16 protein-coding genes are annotated in these 17,797 nt (G+C 49.2%); 3 read left to right on the top strand and 13 right to left on the bottom strand.

Annotation, left to right across the window (positions count from 1 at the left end; translation table 11 throughout):
- Positions 1-55: 55 nt before the first annotated feature.
- The 8 genes from LQZ19_RS10535 to LQZ19_RS10500 all read right to left on the bottom strand — a co-directional run bounded on the left by LQZ19_RS10535 (position 56) and on the right by LQZ19_RS10500 (position 9,855).
- Positions 56-1,084: a GGDEF domain-containing protein gene (locus LQZ19_RS10535; RefSeq protein WP_411047631.1), complete on the bottom strand. Its 1,029-nt coding sequence runs from the start codon at positions 1,082-1,084 to the stop codon at positions 56-58.
- Positions 1,081-2,085 carry a diguanylate cyclase domain-containing protein gene (locus tag LQZ19_RS10530; protein ID WP_411047630.1) on the bottom strand — a complete coding sequence of 335 codons (1,005 nt, stop codon included), beginning with the start codon at positions 2,083-2,085 and terminating at the stop codon, positions 1,081-1,083. Before LQZ19_RS10530 ends, LQZ19_RS10535 begins: the two co-directional genes overlap by 4 nt.
- 73 nt (positions 2,086-2,158) lie before the next feature.
- Positions 2,159-3,064: an orotidine-5'-phosphate decarboxylase gene (pyrF, locus tag LQZ19_RS10525; RefSeq protein WP_411047629.1), complete on the bottom strand. Its 906-nt coding sequence runs from the start codon at positions 3,062-3,064 to the stop codon at positions 2,159-2,161.
- Complete coding sequence (locus LQZ19_RS10520) at positions 3,061-3,981, bottom strand: dihydroorotate dehydrogenase (RefSeq protein WP_411047628.1); 921 nt, start codon at positions 3,979-3,981, stop codon at positions 3,061-3,063. The genes pyrF and LQZ19_RS10520 overlap by 4 nt, the downstream gene beginning before the upstream one ends.
- The gene (locus tag LQZ19_RS10515; protein ID WP_411047627.1) at positions 3,978-4,760 is read right to left on the bottom strand and encodes a dihydroorotate dehydrogenase electron transfer subunit; all 783 of its coding nucleotides are present in this window, start codon (positions 4,758-4,760) and stop codon (positions 3,978-3,980) included. The genes LQZ19_RS10520 and LQZ19_RS10515 overlap by 4 nt, the downstream gene beginning before the upstream one ends.
- 2 nt (positions 4,761-4,762) lie before the next feature.
- Positions 4,763-6,043, bottom strand: coding sequence for a dihydroorotase (locus LQZ19_RS10510; protein ID WP_411047626.1), 1,281 nt, complete (start codon positions 6,041-6,043; stop codon positions 4,763-4,765).
- Between the two features lie 51 nt (positions 6,044-6,094).
- Positions 6,095-7,120: a hypothetical protein gene (locus tag LQZ19_RS10505; RefSeq protein WP_411047625.1), complete on the bottom strand. Its 1,026-nt coding sequence runs from the start codon at positions 7,118-7,120 to the stop codon at positions 6,095-6,097.
- Positions 7,121-7,197: 77 nt separating this feature from the next.
- The gene (locus LQZ19_RS10500; protein WP_411047624.1) at positions 7,198-9,855 is read right to left on the bottom strand and encodes a hypothetical protein; all 2,658 of its coding nucleotides are present in this window, start codon (positions 9,853-9,855) and stop codon (positions 7,198-7,200) included.
- A gap of 275 nt (positions 9,856-10,130) precedes the next feature.
- Here LQZ19_RS10500 and LQZ19_RS10495 point away from each other — a divergent pair, with 275 nt between their 5' ends.
- On the top strand, positions 10,131-11,459 hold the full coding sequence (locus LQZ19_RS10495) for an LVIVD repeat-containing protein (RefSeq protein WP_411047623.1): 1,329 nt from the start codon (positions 10,131-10,133) through the stop codon (positions 11,457-11,459).
- Between the two features lie 84 nt (positions 11,460-11,543).
- On the opposite strand, the gene LQZ19_RS10490 is transcribed toward LQZ19_RS10495, so the two are convergent.
- Complete coding sequence (locus LQZ19_RS10490) at positions 11,544-11,861, bottom strand: helix-turn-helix domain-containing protein (RefSeq protein ID WP_411047622.1); 318 nt, start codon at positions 11,859-11,861, stop codon at positions 11,544-11,546.
- Between the two features lie 205 nt (positions 11,862-12,066).
- On the opposite strand from LQZ19_RS10490, the gene LQZ19_RS10485 reads away from it, so the two are divergent.
- Both LQZ19_RS10485 and LQZ19_RS10480 read left to right on the top strand, forming a co-directional pair.
- Complete coding sequence (locus LQZ19_RS10485; RefSeq protein WP_411047621.1) at positions 12,067-12,639, top strand: hypothetical protein; 573 nt, start codon at positions 12,067-12,069, stop codon at positions 12,637-12,639.
- 31 nt (positions 12,640-12,670) lie between these two features.
- The gene (locus tag LQZ19_RS10480) at positions 12,671-13,258 is read left to right on the top strand and encodes a hypothetical protein (protein WP_411047620.1); all 588 of its coding nucleotides are present in this window, start codon (positions 12,671-12,673) and stop codon (positions 13,256-13,258) included.
- Positions 13,259-13,302: 44 nt separating this feature from the next.
- On the opposite strand, the gene LQZ19_RS10475 is transcribed toward LQZ19_RS10480, so the two are convergent.
- From LQZ19_RS10475 to LQZ19_RS10460, 4 genes are all read right to left on the bottom strand, one after another.
- A complete protein-coding gene (locus tag LQZ19_RS10475) occupies positions 13,303-14,469 on the bottom strand; it encodes a pyridoxal phosphate-dependent aminotransferase (protein ID WP_411047619.1) in 1,167 nt (388 codons plus the stop codon).
- Between the two features lie 77 nt (positions 14,470-14,546).
- Entirely contained in the window at positions 14,547-15,044 is a 498-nt protein-coding gene (locus LQZ19_RS10470) for a 3'-5' exonuclease (RefSeq protein ID WP_411047618.1), read from the bottom strand.
- 44 nt (positions 15,045-15,088) lie between these two features.
- The gene (gene rpoD / locus LQZ19_RS10465; protein ID WP_411047641.1) at positions 15,089-16,936 is read right to left on the bottom strand and encodes an RNA polymerase sigma factor RpoD; all 1,848 of its coding nucleotides are present in this window, start codon (positions 16,934-16,936) and stop codon (positions 15,089-15,091) included.
- Positions 16,937-17,168: 232 nt separating this feature from the next.
- A complete protein-coding gene (locus LQZ19_RS10460; protein WP_411047617.1) occupies positions 17,169-17,777 on the bottom strand; it encodes a 6-carboxytetrahydropterin synthase in 609 nt (202 codons plus the stop codon).
- Positions 17,778-17,797: the final 20 nt, after the last annotated feature.

Genomic DNA, 17,797 nt, shown 5'->3' with positions numbered 1-17,797 from the left:
CTACCTCTTATAATACAACAATGACTCAAAGTGTAAAAGGGAGAAACTCCAAAACTTAGTCCACCTCTACCCTGTTCTTCCCCCCCTCTTTGGCCTTCCGTAGGGCTGCTAAAGCCCGGTCGATCACCTTAATTTCCTCCTCCGCCTCCACCTGAGAGGGAGCTTCGGCAATACCAATACTGGTATGTATAGAAAGGGTTATGGGCTCCCGGTTTCCTTCGGAGCTTGCCACGATAATTTTCTGGATAGAAACCATCTCCCGAACTCGTTCGGCAATAGTTCTTGCCGCTTCCGCATCCGCATCGGGGAGAAGTACGGCGAATTCATCCCCATCAAGCCGGGCGCAGATATCTCCGGTACGCATCATGCCGCGGATTACGTCCGCTACGGTAACCAGTATCCTGTCCACGGCCTGGGAACCGTAGCGATCGTTTATTTCATGGATATTGTCCAGATCCATCACCATGAGGGACATTTTCCTCAGCTCCAGGGAGCCGTTTCTAATCCGCTCCTTGATGGAATTATCCAGGAAACGGCGGTTATAGAGCCCGGTAAGATCGTCGGTAATGGCCCGGCGGCGGGCGGTTTCCCCCCAGCTCATCAGGTCCCGCAGATGCTGGGCGGTTCTGTCCAGCCAGATATTCTGGACCCCGGCAATGGCAAAGAGCATCTTTACACCGATCATGGGATGTACATAGATGATACGGTAGAAATCAAGGGCTTGGAGTACCACCACCTCCGAATCTTCCTTGGCGCTGATAGTGGCCGACCGGGGTTCGTTGGCGATGATAGACATCTCCCCAAAAAAATCCCCCGGAGGTATGCTGAACATATAGCGGGGAGTTCCATCGGACTGGGCAACAAAGGCGCTCAGATCCCCCGAAAGAAGGACGAACATCTCCTCCCCCGCATCCCCCTCATTAAAAATAACGGCGCCCCGTTTTATAGGCCGGCGTTCCAGAAAAGCAGTTACCGCATTAGATTCCAGTTCACTGAGCCCTGAAAAAAGGGGGGAATTGATCAACACCGGGTCTGTAAAAAATGGAACTAATTCACCGTTATTCTCACTGATTTGATCGCTCATTTCACCGCCCCCCGCTGATAATGAACTATACGGTTTCCCCCATTCTGCCTGGCTTCACGCAGAAGGGAAAAATTACCCGTGAAAAAGGATTCCCAAAGGGGCTCATCTTCAGGCCAGACTCCGTAGGACAGGGTAGCGGAAAAGGTATAGGCCTCTTCCGTTCCCTTGGGGGGAAGGGGCTTAAAGGCGGTGATGGCCGCAGCCATTTCTTTAGCTATCTCCTCCGCCTGGCCGTGGCTGGTCTTATTCATCAAAAGACCCACCTCATTGCTCTTAAAACGCAGGGCGTAACCCCGGCCAAGCCGGCGGACTATGTTCTTTAAAACCAAGGCAATCCGAACCATGGTTTCGTCCCCTGTGGCATTGCCGTAGGTATCCAGCAGCTGCTGGAACCGGTCCGGCTTCAGGATGATCAGGGCAGTCGGGACCTCCAGGAGCCGGTTCAGCTCGTCGGTCAGATAGGATTGCCTCCAGAGCCCGGTTACGGGGTCTTCATAGGCCCTGCGGTTCAGTTCCTGGACCCAGGATATGTTCTCCACAATAACCTTTTGAATCCGTTTGATACGGCTGGTGAGCATCAAAATCGATCCCAGAAGTACCCGGGATACCGCAGCGGGATCTTCCCGGGCAAAATCTTCCAGGGTGATACCATAGGCGGGAAATAGGATCACCACTGAATCCTTTACCGCTTCGGCATTGGCATCGAAATCCCCCCGCCGGGCAAAGTCAAAGTCTCCAATGATGTCCCCGGAGGTAAACCGGGCCATTTCATCGATACCGCCTTCCTCCTGGGACCGGAAGATACTGATTTCACCCTCTAAAAGCAGGTAAAAATGTTTCGCCTTTTCGCCGGCGGAAAAAAGCCTGGATCCCCTGCGCAACTGCAATATACTTGAATGGTTGGCGGTAATTTCCCGCTCCATTTCGAGAAGGGCGGAAAATATTTCTGCCTGTAATATGGGGGCGGGATCCAATCCTGATAAGGCCGTGGATTTACTCATTATACCATCCTTTGTGTGATTTTATTTAATATATCATGAAGGCAAAAAAAAGACACGATAATCACCGGAGAATTTATTTTTTTCCGGGGTTCAGTGCCGCCTTAATGGCGTCCCGCATTACCACAGCCGCATTCCGGGCCGCCTCCGCGAAGCTATTAGCCGCCCCGGTGGAAGACCATGCCCTGAGTATGGATCGGGAGGCGTTTACCACCCCGCCATTGCCGTTCCGCAGCAGCAGTGCGGCGTCATCCGCGCCCCCTCCTTGTGCGCCGTAACCGGGGATGAGGAAAAACAGGTTGGACCGCTTCTCCCGGATGGCCGCGGCCTCTTCCCGCTCGGCGCCGGACTTTGGGTCCGCTCCAACAACGGCGCCGAAAGCTCCGTAGCCATGACTGCCAAGATGGGCAGCGGCCAGTTCCGAAAGGCGATCCCCAACGGCATCGTAGAGCCGGCCGCCTGTTTTCAATTCCTGGTATTCAAAATCCCTCATACCCTTATTACTGGTCCGCATGAGTACAAAAGCGCCCTTACCCTTGGTTTTCGCCCAGGAGAGCCAGGGTTCTATGGAATCCATTCCCATATAGGGGGAGAGGGTGACAAAATCCGCTTCGAAGTCGCCGTCAAAGTGGGCCTTGGCATAGCGGGAGGCGGTATCCGCAATATCCCCCCGCTTAATATCCGCGATGATCAGCCCTCCCCGCTCCCGAATATAGGCCAGGGTTTTAGCGTAGGTCTCAAGCCCCGCCAGACCCAATTCTTCGTAGTAGGCGATCTGCACCTTATAACAGGCCGTAACGTCCAGGGAGGCATCGATGAGCGCCCTGTTGTAGGCCAGTACCGCCGCCGCCGCCGAGGAAGCCCGCTTCAATTCCGCCGGGGGTATATACTCCGTGGAAGTATCCAGGCCAACACATACATGACCCTTAGCCGCCACCGCTTCGAATAAGCGGTCCATATTGTATGTAATACAACTTGTCATACACTCCCCCGTATTTCTTGGATGTCCGCAATGCCCTGGGATTCCATCCATGTTTCCAAGCCCGCCAGTATGTCCAGAGATATTCCCGGATTGATAAAATTAGCGGTCCCTATCTGTACCGCCGCGGCTCCTGCCATGATAAATTCCACCGCATCCTGCCAGCTCGTTATTCCCCCTGCGCCCATCACGGGGATGTTCAGGACCCCGGCAAGCTGATGGACCATGCGCAGGGCTATGGGCTTGATGGCGGGGCCGGAAAGTCCCGCGTAGGTATTTTCAAACACGGGCCTTCGTTTCTGGATATCGATGGCCATGGCAAGGAAGGTGTTCACCAGTGATACTGCGTCGGCCCCCTCTTCCTCGCAGGCCAGAGCCAGGGCTACGATATCCTCCGCATTGGGGGAGAGCTTTACCATAAGGCGGTGTTTACAAATACTGCGGACAGCGCGCACCACACCCCGGGCAACTTCGGTCTTAACACCGAAGGCCATACCCCCGGCCTTTACATTGGGGCAGGAAATGTTCAGTTCCAGGATATCAAAACCGGCGCTGTTGAGGAGCTCCGCCCCCGCAAGATAATCATCAATGCTGTGGCCACCCAGGTTGACGATCAGTGCCGGACCTCCGGCTTCCGGACCCAGGGTTTGCATAAAGGGAAGTTCCTTTTCGATAAAGGCCGGAACTCCGGGGTTTTCCAGGCCCACGCTGTTCATCACCCCGGCGGAGGTTTCCCAGATCCGTATGCCGCTATTACCCGTTTTCGCTCCCAGGGTAAGGCCCTTGGAACAGATCCCCCCCAGGCGGCGGAGCTCAAAAATTTCACTGAACTCCCGGCCAAAACCGCAGGTCCCCGAGGCCAGGACCAGGGGATTTTTGAGGAGGACCCCGGCAAAATCAAGCGCAAGGCTGGGCTTCATAGGTCAAACACCTCCGCTGCGGGAAAAACCGGGCCGTCTTTGCAGACCTTTTTGTTTCCCATCGTAGTTTTTCTGCTGCACCCGTAACAGGCCCCCACTCCACAGGCCATGCGGCTCTCCAGGGATACAAAGAGCCTATCCCCTACCCCGGCGGCTTTGCATTTTTCCCAGAGGACCTTCATCATAATCTCCGGACCGCAGGTAAAAATCGCGTCGTACCCCGCAGGATCAAGATCGTCGGTGATAAAACCGCCAACATTCACGGTAAGCTTATCCGCATTTTGCAACGGAATTTCCCGCGAAAGGCCCCGGTATTCCTCCGTCAGGAATGCTGCACCGCTGAAGCCCAGGTACAGGTCAACCTTGCTGCCGGCGGCGCGGTACTGTTTCGCCCCCAGGTAAAACGGGGCGATTCCGGCGCCGCCGCCAACCATGGCAACCCTTCTGCTTACATCGGGGAAGCCTCTCCCAAGAGGCCCCTGAACAGTGATACTGTCACCTGGTTTGAGTTGGGAAAAGATCGCCGTTCCCCGGCCTACGGTTTTATATAAGAAAGAAATCCTGTCTCCATCGGCGTCAAATATACTGATGGGCCGGGATAGTACGGGGATACGGTCCCAGGAACGGAGCATACAGAACTGCCCGGCGCGGATCGCAGGAATGCTGCCCGGAGCGGCGCCCCCGGTCCCGTCCCAGGCAGCGCGGTCCCGGGCGGTACATTCCGTTTCCAGCAAATAAAAATCCGGTGAAACCTGCCGGTTGGAAATAACCACGGCCATTGCTACGCCTCCCCGTCCCGGTAAACGATTTTCCCGGCGCAGATGGTGTACTTCACCTTCCCCGTCAGGGTTTGTCCGACAAAGGGGGAGTTTGAGGATTTGGAAACAAAGCCGGAAACAGTCCAGCGCTCCCTATCATCAATGATGGTGATGTCCGCAGGGCCGCCTTCCGCCAGAAACCCCGCTTCAAGCCCGTAGAGCGCCGCCGGAGCCGCGGTCATTTTCCCGATAAGCTCGTCCAGGCTAAGGTACCCCGGTAGGACCAGGTTGGTGATCCCCAGGGCCAGGGCGGTCTCCAGTCCTATGAGTCCGCTGGGGGCTTCGGCAAAGGGCCGGGCTTTTTCTTCAGCGCCATGGGGGGCGTGGTCCGTAGCAATCATGTCGATGGTCCCGTCCTTAAGCCCCTCGATAAGGGCCCGGCGGTCCCGCTCGGTACGCAGGGGCGGGTTGAGCTTCGCCAGGGTTCCTTGGCTAAGGATCGCATCCTCGGTGAGGGAAAAATGCTGGGGGGTTACTTCGGCGGTAAGCCGGGCAGTACTACCGGCGCCGAGCCGCTTGGCCAGCCGCACAAGCTCCAGGGATTCGGCGCAGCTAAGGTGCTGAATATGGACCCGGGCGCCCGTGGCCAGGGCAAGCATACAGTCCCGGGCCACAAGGGAGCTTTCCGACACCGCCGGAGCTCCGGTCATTCCCATTGCGGCGGACACCTTTCCTTCGTTTATACCGGGTACGCCGATCAGGGAGGGATCCTCCTCGTGGAGGCTGATAGGAACATCCAGTTCCCGGGCCGCTAACAGGGCTTTCTGTAAAAAGGCCGAATCCCGGATAGGGATACCGTCATCACTAAAGCCCAGGGCGCCGAGCTTTTTTAACCCTGCCATGTCGGTAAGTTCCCTACCGCCCATGCCCCGGCTTAGCGCCGCCACCGTATAGACCCGGATAGCAGCCTCTGCCGCCTTAGCCAGGACCTCCGCCAGGGTTTCGGCGTTATCCACCGGCGGCTTGGTGTTGGCCATGCAGACCACGCTGGTAAAACCGCCCCGGGCCGCAGCCGCCGCGCCGGATATAATATCTTCTTTATAGGTTAAGCCGGGATCGCGGAAGTGGACATGTACGTCAACCAGACCGGGAACAACCGTCTTCCCCCGGGCATCGATAACCCGCTCATAAACTCCGTCCCGGGGATCAATCTTCCCGATACGGACGATCCGACTGCCTTCAAAGGCTATATCCAGGTCCGAGGACTGGGGGTTAATCAGGCGGCCGCCTGAGATCAAGGTCATGATGTTTTATACCCTCCGGAGTGAATCGTAGCAAGGGGGCGGGGGAAGGGATTAATGTTTTCCCGGCCGGGTAAAGAACCCAAGTTTGTACCCAAGGCCGATAGAGAATTGAAACCGGGTAAAGCCGGAACCAACATTATACCTGGTTTGTGTGTCTACAGGTATCGGAGTATCTTCAAAATCGTAGGCCGCTCGCATATCGAAGAACAATACGCCGTTTCCAACATTTCCGCCAAACTGTAATCCGGCGACTAAATTTTTCAGCGAAGTAGCGTGATCGCCAAAGTAAAAATTGGTTCCGGCAAATGGTTCAAGCATAATACTATTGCCCGGCTTTATTAAAAACTTAAGCAGGAGGGGTATTGAAGTTCCGGTATATTTGATATTTACTATTTCGTCCTGTTCATACCATAGGGTGAATCCCATCTCAATGGATAACCAATTTAAGACTTGCCCTTCCGCAAATATACTCATGGACGGTATAAACCAATTAAGGCCCAAGAGGGTTCCGTCTGCGATATATACAGCCGGAGATATTGAAAGATGTCCGCCAAGGTACAGCCACTTGTTTTTCCATTCAGCGCTTTTAAGTCTTTCGTATTCTAACCGTTCCGTATCGGTCAGTACCGATTCTGTCGTTACTAATTCTTTTATTTCTGATTCTGTCATAACGCCGCTTATTCCGTCCCGGTATACTACTAAAGGCTCAACTTCAGTTACCGGAATGTTTGAGAGAATACTGAAAACTACCTGGGGCATCATTTCGTAGGTTTCTTCCGGCGTTACTTCGTATACCAATTCCTGGGTGATCATTGGATGCCCATCGGTTTTGTCCATAAGGGTTATGGAGACCACATGAATTTTTTCGTCATCATATTCTTCCAGGGTTAGTTCAACATTAACCCACCATGGCCCTTCATCCCTGCTGGGGACTACGGTATAGTGGTTGTTTGAACTCATTTCCATTTCGAGGGCCTTTGCGAAGAAATCATTTTCTTCGGCAGTGCCGCCGCTTGGCGGGGCGATATAGATTTCGTCTACGTCCTTGAAGTGTTGGGAGTATATGTTTGCTGTCATGAAGAATAGCAGTATGTATATAAATCTTTTCATAGCCGTTTTCCTTTAATCGTATCCAAGCAATCCGGAACGGAAGATCAATAGTCACTAAAAACTTCTAGGCCGCTATATATCAATGTTGCTCCTGTTCCCGTAGTACTATTTAGATTAACCACTAAATAATTATATGTTGGCAGTATTATGTCCATAGATATTTTTCCATACCATGTGTTAGTTCTTATACTAACATCTGTTTGTACTCTAATTTTATACTTTCCAGGAAGAAGATAGAATGTAAAAGTATTATTTGGAGCAGATGCTAAAATTGATCCATTATATTCATATACAATATTATTCCGTTGCGGTGAGACGGTAAGAAGCGGAATTAATGAAATACCGCCAAAATTCTCACTCGTTACTTGAATTCGAATAACATTAGATAAATTACTAATGTCACTATTATGAAAAACTACTTTAACCGGGTCACCAGCTGGTATTTCTTTGCCAACTGGATTAAACTCAACAATTCTCCTAGTATGTGGTTGTATAAATACTACATCCCAATCATAAATAATTCCGGCTCCGCCATCACCAACATAATGATCCCAAGTATATGCTCCGGCAATTACTTTTATTCTATAGTATTTTCCGGAGGGTAATTCAGCAGTAGCCCATTGATCTCCTATCCCAAGATAATCCGGAGTTTCATCATAAGAATAGGCACTAGGGCTGCCACCTGGATCATCAGCACTGGTCAACTCATATATTTGAATTTTAAAGATCTTCATCGGAATCTTGCCGGAATAAGCATTTTTTACAACTAAACTTCCTTTTCCGCCTGTTCCAAAAGAAGGATCGGACCCTTCCGCAGATGACTCAGTCAAGTCAGTGTCATATAACGTTATCCGAGTTATTTCCTGGCTTTTTATTTTAATAAATTTATCAATATGAACATTTGCATTAATATAAAGTCTAACTATATATGACTGTGAAGCCCCGCCACTACTTAACATCATAGAACCACTGTTTCCGGAGGAGATCATCATTGGCGTATCCGGATCAACATAATATTCAGAATTAACCAGTGCAGCAGGATCACTTAAATTAATGCTCGGAGTAAAAGCTACTACTTTAGTTATATTGGTTCCGGTAGTACTATTTGCTATTATTAATGTTCCCATTCCCTCTACGTTTTGACTCATTTGATCTATATATGTAATGGCTGCTATTGTATCCGGTTTCGCCGGGTTATATTGGGGTATAGACTTCGATACGGTATTACTATGTGAATAAGGTTTTGAAGAAAGGGTAAATCTGAATTCTTGAGTGCCGGTTGGAACGCTTAAATTATCCGGAAAAAGCTGGCTTCCGGCATAAATTTGACTGCCAAGAAAGTCAATTTCAGTCCAACCAAGTAATGTATCGTTTATTTCGACTTTAATTATGCTATCGTTGGTAACTGAGCTATTTATGATATTTAATTTGCCCATTCCAACGGTAACAAGGTCGTCAGGGTCCTCAATATTTTCATCGGGATATAGGTTTGTAGGCATAGTATCATCTGTTCCTATAGCATACTGTCCTGTATTATCCTTATAAAAATATACATATTGAGGGCCAGGTGCTGCTGTATATGTTTTAATTGTTTTCGTAATAGCAGCCGGCGTTGTTTCAGTTGTATTAAAAACAGCAACTATAGACCATTCCCCTGGGCCTAATAGTATCGACCTTTCACTCCGTGCCTTTGGACCGGGAACCATAGTATAAGCAGGAGGATCAGACAGGAAATTTGCAGTAAACGTAGCTGAATCAACGTCAATGCTTTTAGACAGGTTTCTTACAACAAGAAGGCCTAAAGAATCACTATTACTGCTATTAATTGTTCCCGGGCTGTTTCCCTCATCTGGTCCGGGAATAGATGAGGCCGGAACCGCCGGAGTCTCATTATATAATTTATCATCAGCCGGTCTAACATCTTCAGCTTTAAACGTTCCGTCTTTGGCTTTATAAAAGTAGACATTCGTAACAATTCCGGGGAGTACAGCAATTGGTTTAATCAGTTGTTCAGCCGGATCACCGTAGTCAATAGTAAGCTGTATTATGCCATTCTCTACAGAAGTTATCCCTTCAGTTCCCGGTTCTATCGGGCCTAATGATTCCGGATCAGCGGTCGGATCGAAAGTTACTTCATTGATCGTGATCAATTTTGTGAGATTATAGACATCAATATAACTATCATGTATTGGAAGGGGTGTACCGGGTTCCTTATCATCAGGACTGGGATCCGGGCTTATAGATATTGCTCCGCCCGTAGTACGGTAGAGATAAATCCTTGTAAATCCATCTTTATAAAGGTGTAAAGCCTTCTCAAAAGTTTCAGACGTTTTAGTGAATGGATCATCTATTTTTGCAAAATAAAAGGTAAATGAAACATCCTTGGAATCGAATTCAACCCATGCGGACTTTTCATGGCCAGGTTTAATAATTTGGTCATCTTCAAGGATGGGGTCCGGATACGTAGTTTTCTCTGTACTAATGCCGGTTATATTTTGATCTTTAATGAGATTCGTTACAAGTATTCTGGCGCTATAGTTTCCATCTATAATTTTTGGAATATCCGGTATTAATGGAGTTTCCGGATCACCTATAGACGGGGTTAATGGAACTCGTTCAATCACTGCGTTAAGAGGGTTTCCACATCGGGTACATGCCAATAAAACTGCAAAATATAAGAAAAAGACCCTTAATCTATGCATGATGTCACCCTTGCACAATTTAGTTAAATATTGATTAACTGATTACTTTTTTTAAGTTTGGTGTATTTATGGTTTTTTTGCAATATTTTAACATTTTTTTCCGATCATTCCCAAAAAACATTGATGAGGTGTCTACTATTTCATACACCTAGGGAGAAAACTACCGGCATACAATGATTGTTAGTTGACTAAAACTCCATTGCGGTGTAGAGTAGATATAAGTTATACATTTCTAACTTTGTTAGACCTATAACATAAATTTCCAGGAGGTTTTTATGATATTAAAACAGCTAAAATGGGGCCCGGCGATCCTCTGCATGATGATACTTGCGGGATGCCTTACGGGCAAAGTAACGGAAACTCCGAAAAGCCCGGAAACTACGGAAAGCCCGAAAGCTCCGGCTTATACGCCCCCTTCCACAAGTCTGGTTAAGACCCTGGACGCCCTTTCCGGCGCCAGCATTTCCAGGATAAGCTCGGATAGCCTTGTCTATGCAAACGGGGTCAAGCTGAATGCACTGAGCGTTGACAATCCCGACGGGACGCCTAATACGGCGGAGCTTCCTGCTAATGCCCAATTTGTTACCTCACATAAAGGAACCGTTGCGGTTATTACCCCTATTGGAGATGCCGTGGGAAACAGAAAAATTCATATTTATAACCAAAATCTGGGGCAAGCGGTAAAGACTTTTGATTTTGAAGGCGCCGCTTTTACCCACGATGGTTTAGCTTCAGTTGCCCTGACCGATGATTATCTGGTTATCGGAAGTGTGGAGGACACGACAGTCTACGTCAACGTTTATGACATACGGGGCAGTAAACCGGTGGGTAAGACCAATGTCAGCGCCGATGGCGCCCCCGCTGATGGTACCATATCAATCGCCGCCAGGGGTAATTACCTTATTGTCGGCCTCGGGTCGGCAGGGACCGGCGTTTATCAGATCAATCCCGGAACCCTGGAGATTACCAGGTCCGGCGCTCTTGACGGGGTTTCCACCCACTGGATAAAGTACAACGACAGCTATGTTATTGAGTCTAAAAATACCGGGGTGGTCAAAGTCTGGAAATGGGGCGCCGGTACGGCCGAGCCAACAGCCGAAGGCTCCATCTCCGTACCAAACCCGGCTACCGGCGTTTCGGGAACCGTACGCGCCCTTCAGTTTGCCCCTGAAAATCCCGATACCGCCTACTTTGCCAGTTGGACCGGCGGCGGAGTGTATACGGTAAACCTTGCCAATGCGGGTCAAGGAGATGCCGCCCGAACCCTCCTGTTCAGCTACCCTGCGCATACCGGGACTACCACAACGTATCTGAGCGCATGGATGATCGAAAAAGAAACCAATAAGGGTGATGTATATTTTATCCTTACCGGAGGCCACAGTCCTAATGAGCCTGACAGGGCCGATCCGGGCATAACCCTGGTATTCAAAAATCCGCCCTCCGATGGCAGCGCTGCGGTCCCGTTCATTGTACAGGACAACCAGCCCAGCAGGGTACGTATGCTGCGCACCCTGAAGGATTCCCACGGGAATCTTTACTTTGCCGCCAAGGATAGCGGCGGAACTGCAAGCGGAAAGCTGACGCTTAGATCGATTAGCTATTAAGGCAGAACCCCCCGAAGGGCGGAAGGGCTTTTCGGGGGTTCTTGTTCTATCCGTTTTAGTCACCCTTGCGTTGACCTTCGGTCTTTAAAAACCATCTAAAATCTTTGAGAATGCGGAATTCACCTTATTCAGAAGTTCTTTTTTTTGGGAAGGGGCAAGTTTAATGGTGGAATTTGAAACCGGAGGACTTATCGGCTCATTTTTGAATAAGAAATAGGACTCAATCTGAAGCGCCTTGGCTATCCGCTCAATCATGTTCACAGAAGGAAAACGCTTACCGGACTCAATCTCCCCAATATACCCGGTAGAAGAATCGCATAACGCGGCCATCTGCATCTGGGAAATCTTCCGCAGCTTCCGATACCCTTTTAAATTTGCTATGAAAAGGTCTTGAATCGTCAAAAATGCTGTATCTCCCTAATTTTTAACCTGCCTGTTTTCCGCCCTTTCTATGTTATTAGCCTATAAAATAATTCTTGACACCATGGTATTAGATATGATATGGTGAATACTACGCAAATAGATTGTATTTTAGTAAGTTTTTGAAGCCTATTTTTCGGGAAATTATGGAATATATATTCCATAAAAATAAAGTAAGGGGTTTTCTATGAAAAAGGAATTGTTTGCCAAGGCATTGTTTATCCTGGCTGTCTTTGCAGTTTTTACCGGATGTATCACCACCAAGGGTACGAATGATGGGAATTTTGGCGAGCATATCCGCACCCCAGTAAAAGATTTTCAACCCGTGGGGCTTGTATTTACCGAAACCCGGCTTCTGACTACCGACAGCATACTTAATAATGAAGGCCAGATATTCACCTACCAGGGGTTGTTGAAAAAAGCGCAAGAGCTTGGGGCGGACGCTATTATCAATGTGGCAATTGACAAAAGGGTTCAAATTACCAGGTTTCCCGGCACCCCCATTGCCGTGCCCGATAGCCGGGTTATAACATGGTATGGCTCGGCTCTTGCCATTAAATATACGGCCACATTAACGGAAACCGGAAGCGTAACGGTAACAGCCGATGGCGCCACCACTACTACCGTAACAACGTCGGTATATTTTAACGATGGCGGCGCTGCAAATACCGGCAGTACAGCGGCGGAACCATCGGCCGCAGGGCAAGCAGTATCAAGCGCACCGTCCGCTCCGGCGTCAACCAAAGGCATAAGGCAATGAACCGCTTTCGGTTTGTGATGGGGAGTGCAATATGAAAAAGCGTATTGTTCTATTATTGGCGCTTGCGGCGCTTATCGGCGGCGGGGTTTTTGCGCAGACCCATTTTGTTTCCGCCGACGTAAGCCTTCTTGGCGGCGGTCTCAGGTATGAATATGTAATTACCCCCTACGTTACCATTGGCGCGTATGCGTACTATAACTATTTGCCTTTTACGCCTTTTGTCGATAAATATGAGAGCGAATATCATAGTGTTGTCAACGCAGGTATAGCCACGCGATTGTACCCGGCTGGCCGGAGGTTTTTTATAGAACTTGGTTTAGGGTATGGTTATTATACAAACTTTCGCATCCAGGAGGCGGAAAACCATTCCGGGTATAGTAACGGACAATATTATAATTATACGGACCCTGAGCATCCGGACTCGAAGTCATGGTCGAGTTTTAGTGTTGTTCCCGGGTTTGGCTGGACGATTGATGTCGGAAGAGCCGGCGGCTTTTTTATATCCCCGAGCATAAAGGTTCCTATTACCATAACTGATGATCCAGGTGCGGGGATTGCCCATAGCGGTATATTACCTTCCGGTGTTGTATCCCTCGGTTTTGGCTATGCCTTCTTTTAAAGACCGCGCCAAAAGGGCGCCTGTACAACAGTAATTTGCCTCCGCTACGGGCTTTTCATCTTTTCCCGCATAGTCTCAAGCCGGTTCAGGGCTTCAAAGAGGGTCTCTTTCTTCTTGGCGAAGTGGAGCCGTATCAGGTGGTTTACGGGCTCCCGGAAAAAGCTGGAACCCGGTACTGTACCAAGGCCCACCTTACGGGCCAGATCCTCGCAAAAGAGGAGATCATCCCCATAGCCGTATTCGGAAATGTCCAGCAGAATGTAATAGGCCCCTTCAGGATTGGTGTGGGGGAGCTTAAGATCTTCCAGCCCTTTAACAAAAAGATCCCGCCGCTCGGTGTACTCCTCCTGTAAGCGGCGGTAGTAATCCTCTCCAAAGCGGAGCGCCGGGATAACCGCCTCCTGCAGAGGCGCCGCGGCGCCTACGGTGAGGAAATCGTGGACCTTCTTCGCCGTATCAATAATTTCCGGCGGGGCAATGATATACCCCAAACGCCAGCCGGTAATGGAGTAGGTCTTGGAAAGGGAACTGCAGGAAAGGGTCCGCTCCTCCATACCCGGGAAGGAAGAAATATAAACATGCTCATGGGGAGCGTAGACGATATGCTCATAGACCTCGTCGGTGATCACATAGGTATCGTACTTTTTCGCCAGATCCGCGATGACCCCCAGTTCCTCCCTGGTGAACACCCGGCCTGTGGGGTTGGAGGGATTGCAGAGGATCAGGGCCTTGGGATTTTGCTTAAAGGCGGACTCAAGCTCATTGGGATCAAAACGGAATTCCGGCGGACGAAGGGGCACATAGATGGGTTCGGCCCCGGAAAGGATAGCGTCGGCGCCGTAGTTTTCGTAAAAGGGGGAAAAAATGATCACCCTATCCCCGGGGTTCGTCACGGTCATCATGGCGGCCATCATCGCCTCGGTACTGCCGCAGGTGGTCACAATTTCTGTATTGGGATCGACAGGACGGCCCATATACCGGGATTGTTTTTCCGCCAGGGCTTCCCGGAAATTCTGGGCGCCCCAGGTGACTGAATACTGGTGGGGGCCTTCAGCGGCAATTGCCGCCAGACGATCCGTAATTTCCTTCGGCGGATCAAAGTCGGGGAAGCCCTGAGAAAGGTTCAGGGCGTTGTACTGCATGGAAATCCGGGTCATACGACGGATGACCGAATCGGTAAAATCGGCGGTTCTTTCGCTTAGAGGTTTCATGGAAAAATCTTAACATGAAATACAAAAGAAAAGCTACATTACCGGACCCTTGGTCCGATAACGGGCGGGCTATCATTTTATAAGATTTCTTTGGCTATAACTGCACACGCTTCGGCATCAGATAATGCATTATGATGATTCAAAAGGTCAAACCCGCATTTTTTTGCTACAGTAGGCAGTTTATGATCGGGCAGCTTTTCCCCGAATATCCGGCGTGAAGCTTTGCAAGTACATTGAAAAGCGTATTCCGGATAAGGAATCTCATATGCTTTATGTACAGCCCTTAAACATCCTTCATCAAATTGACTATTATGGGCTACAAGGGTAAGTCCTGCAATTTTCGGCGTTATTTCCGCCCAGACTTCCGGGAAAGGTCTTGCTTCTATAGTATCCGCATAAGATATTCCATGTATTTCCTCTGTAAACCAGCCAAGATAATAATTTGGCACAGGCCGAATGAGACTATAATAGGTGTCTGTTATTTTACCATCCTTGACAATAATAATACCTACTGCACAAACACTGGAAGGACTCTGGTTAGCAGTTTCAAAATCAATTGCCGCAAAATCGGTCATACTAATCTCCCTTGATTTATACAATATAACTATTGCAAAATTTCTCAGTGGTCCAAATAGTCCTTTAGTTTCCGGCTCCGCTTAGGGTGCCGCAGACGGCGCAGAGCTTTAGCTTCAATCTGCCTGATCCGTTCACGGGTGATGTTGAAGTAGAGCCCCACCTCTTCCAGGGTGAGGGAATAGCCATCGTCCAAGCCGAAACGCATCTTGAGAACCTCCTGTTCACGGGGCGGCAGGGTTTTTAGCACATCCGAAATATCTTCCTGGAGTTGGGCGTAGGCGGTCTGGTTCGCCGGGTTTTCCACGTCCTTGTCCTCAATGAAGTCTCCCAGCAGGGAATCCTCTTCTTCTCCAATAGGGGTTTCCAGGCTGATCGGTTCCCGCGCCACGTTCTTCACCAACTTTACCCGCAGACTGGTCCAGCCCAGGCGTTCCGCGATTTCCTCGTCCGAAGGTTCATGACCCAGCTCCTGCAAGAGTGACTTGGATTCCCGCGACACCTTGTTGATCTGCTCGATCATGTGAACCGGCACACGGATGGTCCGCGCCTGATCCGAGAGGGACCGGGTGATGGCTTGCCGTATCCACCAGGTGGCGTAGGTGGAGAATTTGAAGCCCCTATGGTAGTCGAACTTTTCCACCGCCTTGATAAGGCCGATATTCCCTTCCTGTATGAGATCGAAAAAATGGAGCCCCCGGTTATTGTACCGTTTGGCAATGGACACCACCAGCCGAAGATTTGCCGTGGTAAGCCGGTCCTTCGCTTTCTTCATCATTACCTGGCCCCGGTGTATCTCCTGAGCCTGGAGCTTGATATTTTCTATTGACGCTTCAAATTCCGTCTCTATCTGCCGGAGTTTTTTCTCCGTAACCTGAATATGCCGGATAAGTTCCTTTATCTCATCTGCGCTAAGATTTAGGTCGGATTCTAACCGTTCCCGCTCTTCCTTGATGGTCAGGCCCCGGCCCAGGACGCTCAGTTCTTTGAGGGAACTAAGGCGGAGCCGCTTTTCAATCCGTTCCTGCTCCTGGGTATAGCGCTTTATTTTTTTTGCGGCTTGGACAAACTTTTCCGAGAAGGCCGCAATTTCATCCGGGTGGATCCCGGCGTCTTCAATCACCGTAAGGATACGGACCCGCAGGCTGCGGAGATTTTGATCCTCCGCAATATCTCCTCCCAGGCCGATGATCCGCTGCTTGCTTTCAATATAATTTTTCAGATCCACCCCGATGGTGGTAAGAGTTTCCCTGTAGTACTGGCTCAGCCGGCGGTATTCGGTGAAGTATTCGATGGCTTCCTTTTTGGCTAGTCCTAATTTCCGGGGATCATGTTTGGAAAAAACCCGGTGACGGATATGCCACAATTCCCCAATAAGCATCCCCGACTGCTTGATAACCCCGGTGATGATTTTCTCCCCGTTTTCCATTTGCTTGGAAACATCCACCTCCTGCTCAGCAGTAAGGAGATGTTCCTTCCCGATTTCCCGCAGGTACACCCGAATAGGGTCGTCTGAAGATTCTTTCCCGCTATACGCCAGCCTTTTTTTTTCAACCGCGTCTTTTTTCCGAAGCTCCGGCTCTGTATCCGCCGTATCATCATCAATGAGTTGTATCGTATGCGCGGCTAACAGGACGAGAAGCTGTTCCATTTTATCCGGGTTTGCGATATACCCTTCCGGTAAAAAATCAGAAAGGTCGTCATAGGAAAGGGTTTTCGTTTCCTGAGCATATGCAAGCAACTTCATCACCGCAGTATCATTCGCTATATCTGGCGGCGTTATTACTGACACGGCATCTTCGCCGTGAGCTTCCAGATAGGCTCTGATATTATCCCGGCCCTGCCCGATCCTTTCTTCACCCACTGAAAACCACGCTCCTTTTTTGTCGATGATACCATAAAGAAAGGCTCTTTCCCCTTAGGGGAGGCAATAGACTGACCATGCCAGTATAGAGGAATTTGAAATTTTTGTCAAAGAGGGGGTACGGGCTTATTTATCCCTATAGGCATAGACGTTCCGGACTGCATAATAGCAAAAAAGCGCTTTGTAACCCGGGCATTTTACCTAAAAAAGGGAGCCGTTGTAAAACCAAAATTTTTGTTAGACAACAGCTCTCTTTTTATCGTTATTTGACACTAAAGGAAGCGGCATTGTCGCCGGATGTAAATGTCAGTTTCTTGATATTAAGAGTATCTTTCAATAAAGAGTAGAAAACCTCAATCAAGTTCTCAACGGTTGCAACCTTTTTAACAACTACAAGGCGGCATTCCGGATAAGCCTTTGCAAGCTCAGTATCAAAAGCTATGCCGACGCTCGTATTCCATGATGAGCCGCCCTTAATTCCTTGAGCTTCGTATACCTTTAGAAGTTCAGGAAGAATAGGGTCTTCTTTTTGTAAAATAATCGCGTGATCAAAATTTACTAAATATTCCCACGCATGATTTTTGATACTATTGCAAGCCACAACAAAACCATTTGAACTGTTTACCTCGCCTTCTACTTCAAGTGTTAAGGTTCCGGTGTGTCCGTGAAGATACTGCGCTTCCCCAATATAACCCAAAAACCTATGTGCGTATTGGATGTTGAGTTTTGTAATTGACGTCAATACTCTTTTTTCTTCACCGGCTGTTTTTTCTTTGAACTGCAAAGCCGGAACATGGCATACCGGACATTGGGTCGGTGCGTTTTCGCCTACATAAACATACCCGCATTTTTTACAAACCCAGTTTTTCATCTTATAATCTCCTCACACTT

This window comes from Treponema primitia (assembly GCF_046533075.1).
GTDB classification, from domain to species: Bacteria; Spirochaetota; Spirochaetia; order Treponematales; family Breznakiellaceae; genus Termitinema; species Termitinema primitia_B.
The sequence above is the reverse complement of the archived record's forward strand: the minus strand, read 5'-3'. Positions and strand labels throughout refer to the sequence as shown.

Coding starts and splice junctions, on each gene's coding strand:
- LQZ19_RS10505 (WP_411047625.1), bottom strand. CDS start 7,120: ATGACAGCAAACATATACTCCCAACACTTCAAGGACGTAGACGAAATC.
- LQZ19_RS10495 (WP_411047623.1), top strand. CDS start 10,131: ATGATATTAAAACAGCTAAAATGGGGCCCGGCGATCCTCTGCATGATG.
- LQZ19_RS10470 (WP_411047618.1), bottom strand. CDS start 15,044: ATGACCGATTTTGCGGCAATTGATTTTGAAACTGCTAACCAGAGTCCT.
- LQZ19_RS10500 (WP_411047624.1), bottom strand. CDS start 9,855: ATGCATAGATTAAGGGTCTTTTTCTTATATTTTGCAGTTTTATTGGCA.
- LQZ19_RS10475 (WP_411047619.1), bottom strand. CDS start 14,469: ATGAAACCTCTAAGCGAAAGAACCGCCGATTTTACCGATTCGGTCATC.
- LQZ19_RS10535 (WP_411047631.1), bottom strand. CDS start 1,084: ATGAGCGATCAAATCAGTGAGAATAACGGTGAATTAGTTCCATTTTTT.
- pyrF (WP_411047629.1), bottom strand. CDS start 3,064: ATGACAAGTTGTATTACATACAATATGGACCGCTTATTCGAAGCGGTG.
- LQZ19_RS10485 (WP_411047621.1), top strand. CDS start 12,067: ATGAAAAAGGAATTGTTTGCCAAGGCATTGTTTATCCTGGCTGTCTTT.
- LQZ19_RS10515 (WP_411047627.1), bottom strand. CDS start 4,760: ATGGCCGTGGTTATTTCCAACCGGCAGGTTTCACCGGATTTTTATTTG.
- LQZ19_RS10480 (WP_411047620.1), top strand. CDS start 12,671: ATGAAAAAGCGTATTGTTCTATTATTGGCGCTTGCGGCGCTTATCGGC.
- LQZ19_RS10520 (WP_411047628.1), bottom strand. CDS start 3,981: ATGAAGCCCAGCCTTGCGCTTGATTTTGCCGGGGTCCTCCTCAAAAAT.
- LQZ19_RS10530 (WP_411047630.1), bottom strand. CDS start 2,085: ATGAGTAAATCCACGGCCTTATCAGGATTGGATCCCGCCCCCATATTA.
- LQZ19_RS10460 (WP_411047617.1), bottom strand. CDS start 17,777: ATGAAAAACTGGGTTTGTAAAAAATGCGGGTATGTTTATGTAGGCGAA.
- LQZ19_RS10510 (WP_411047626.1), bottom strand. CDS start 6,043: ATGACCTTGATCTCAGGCGGCCGCCTGATTAACCCCCAGTCCTCGGAC.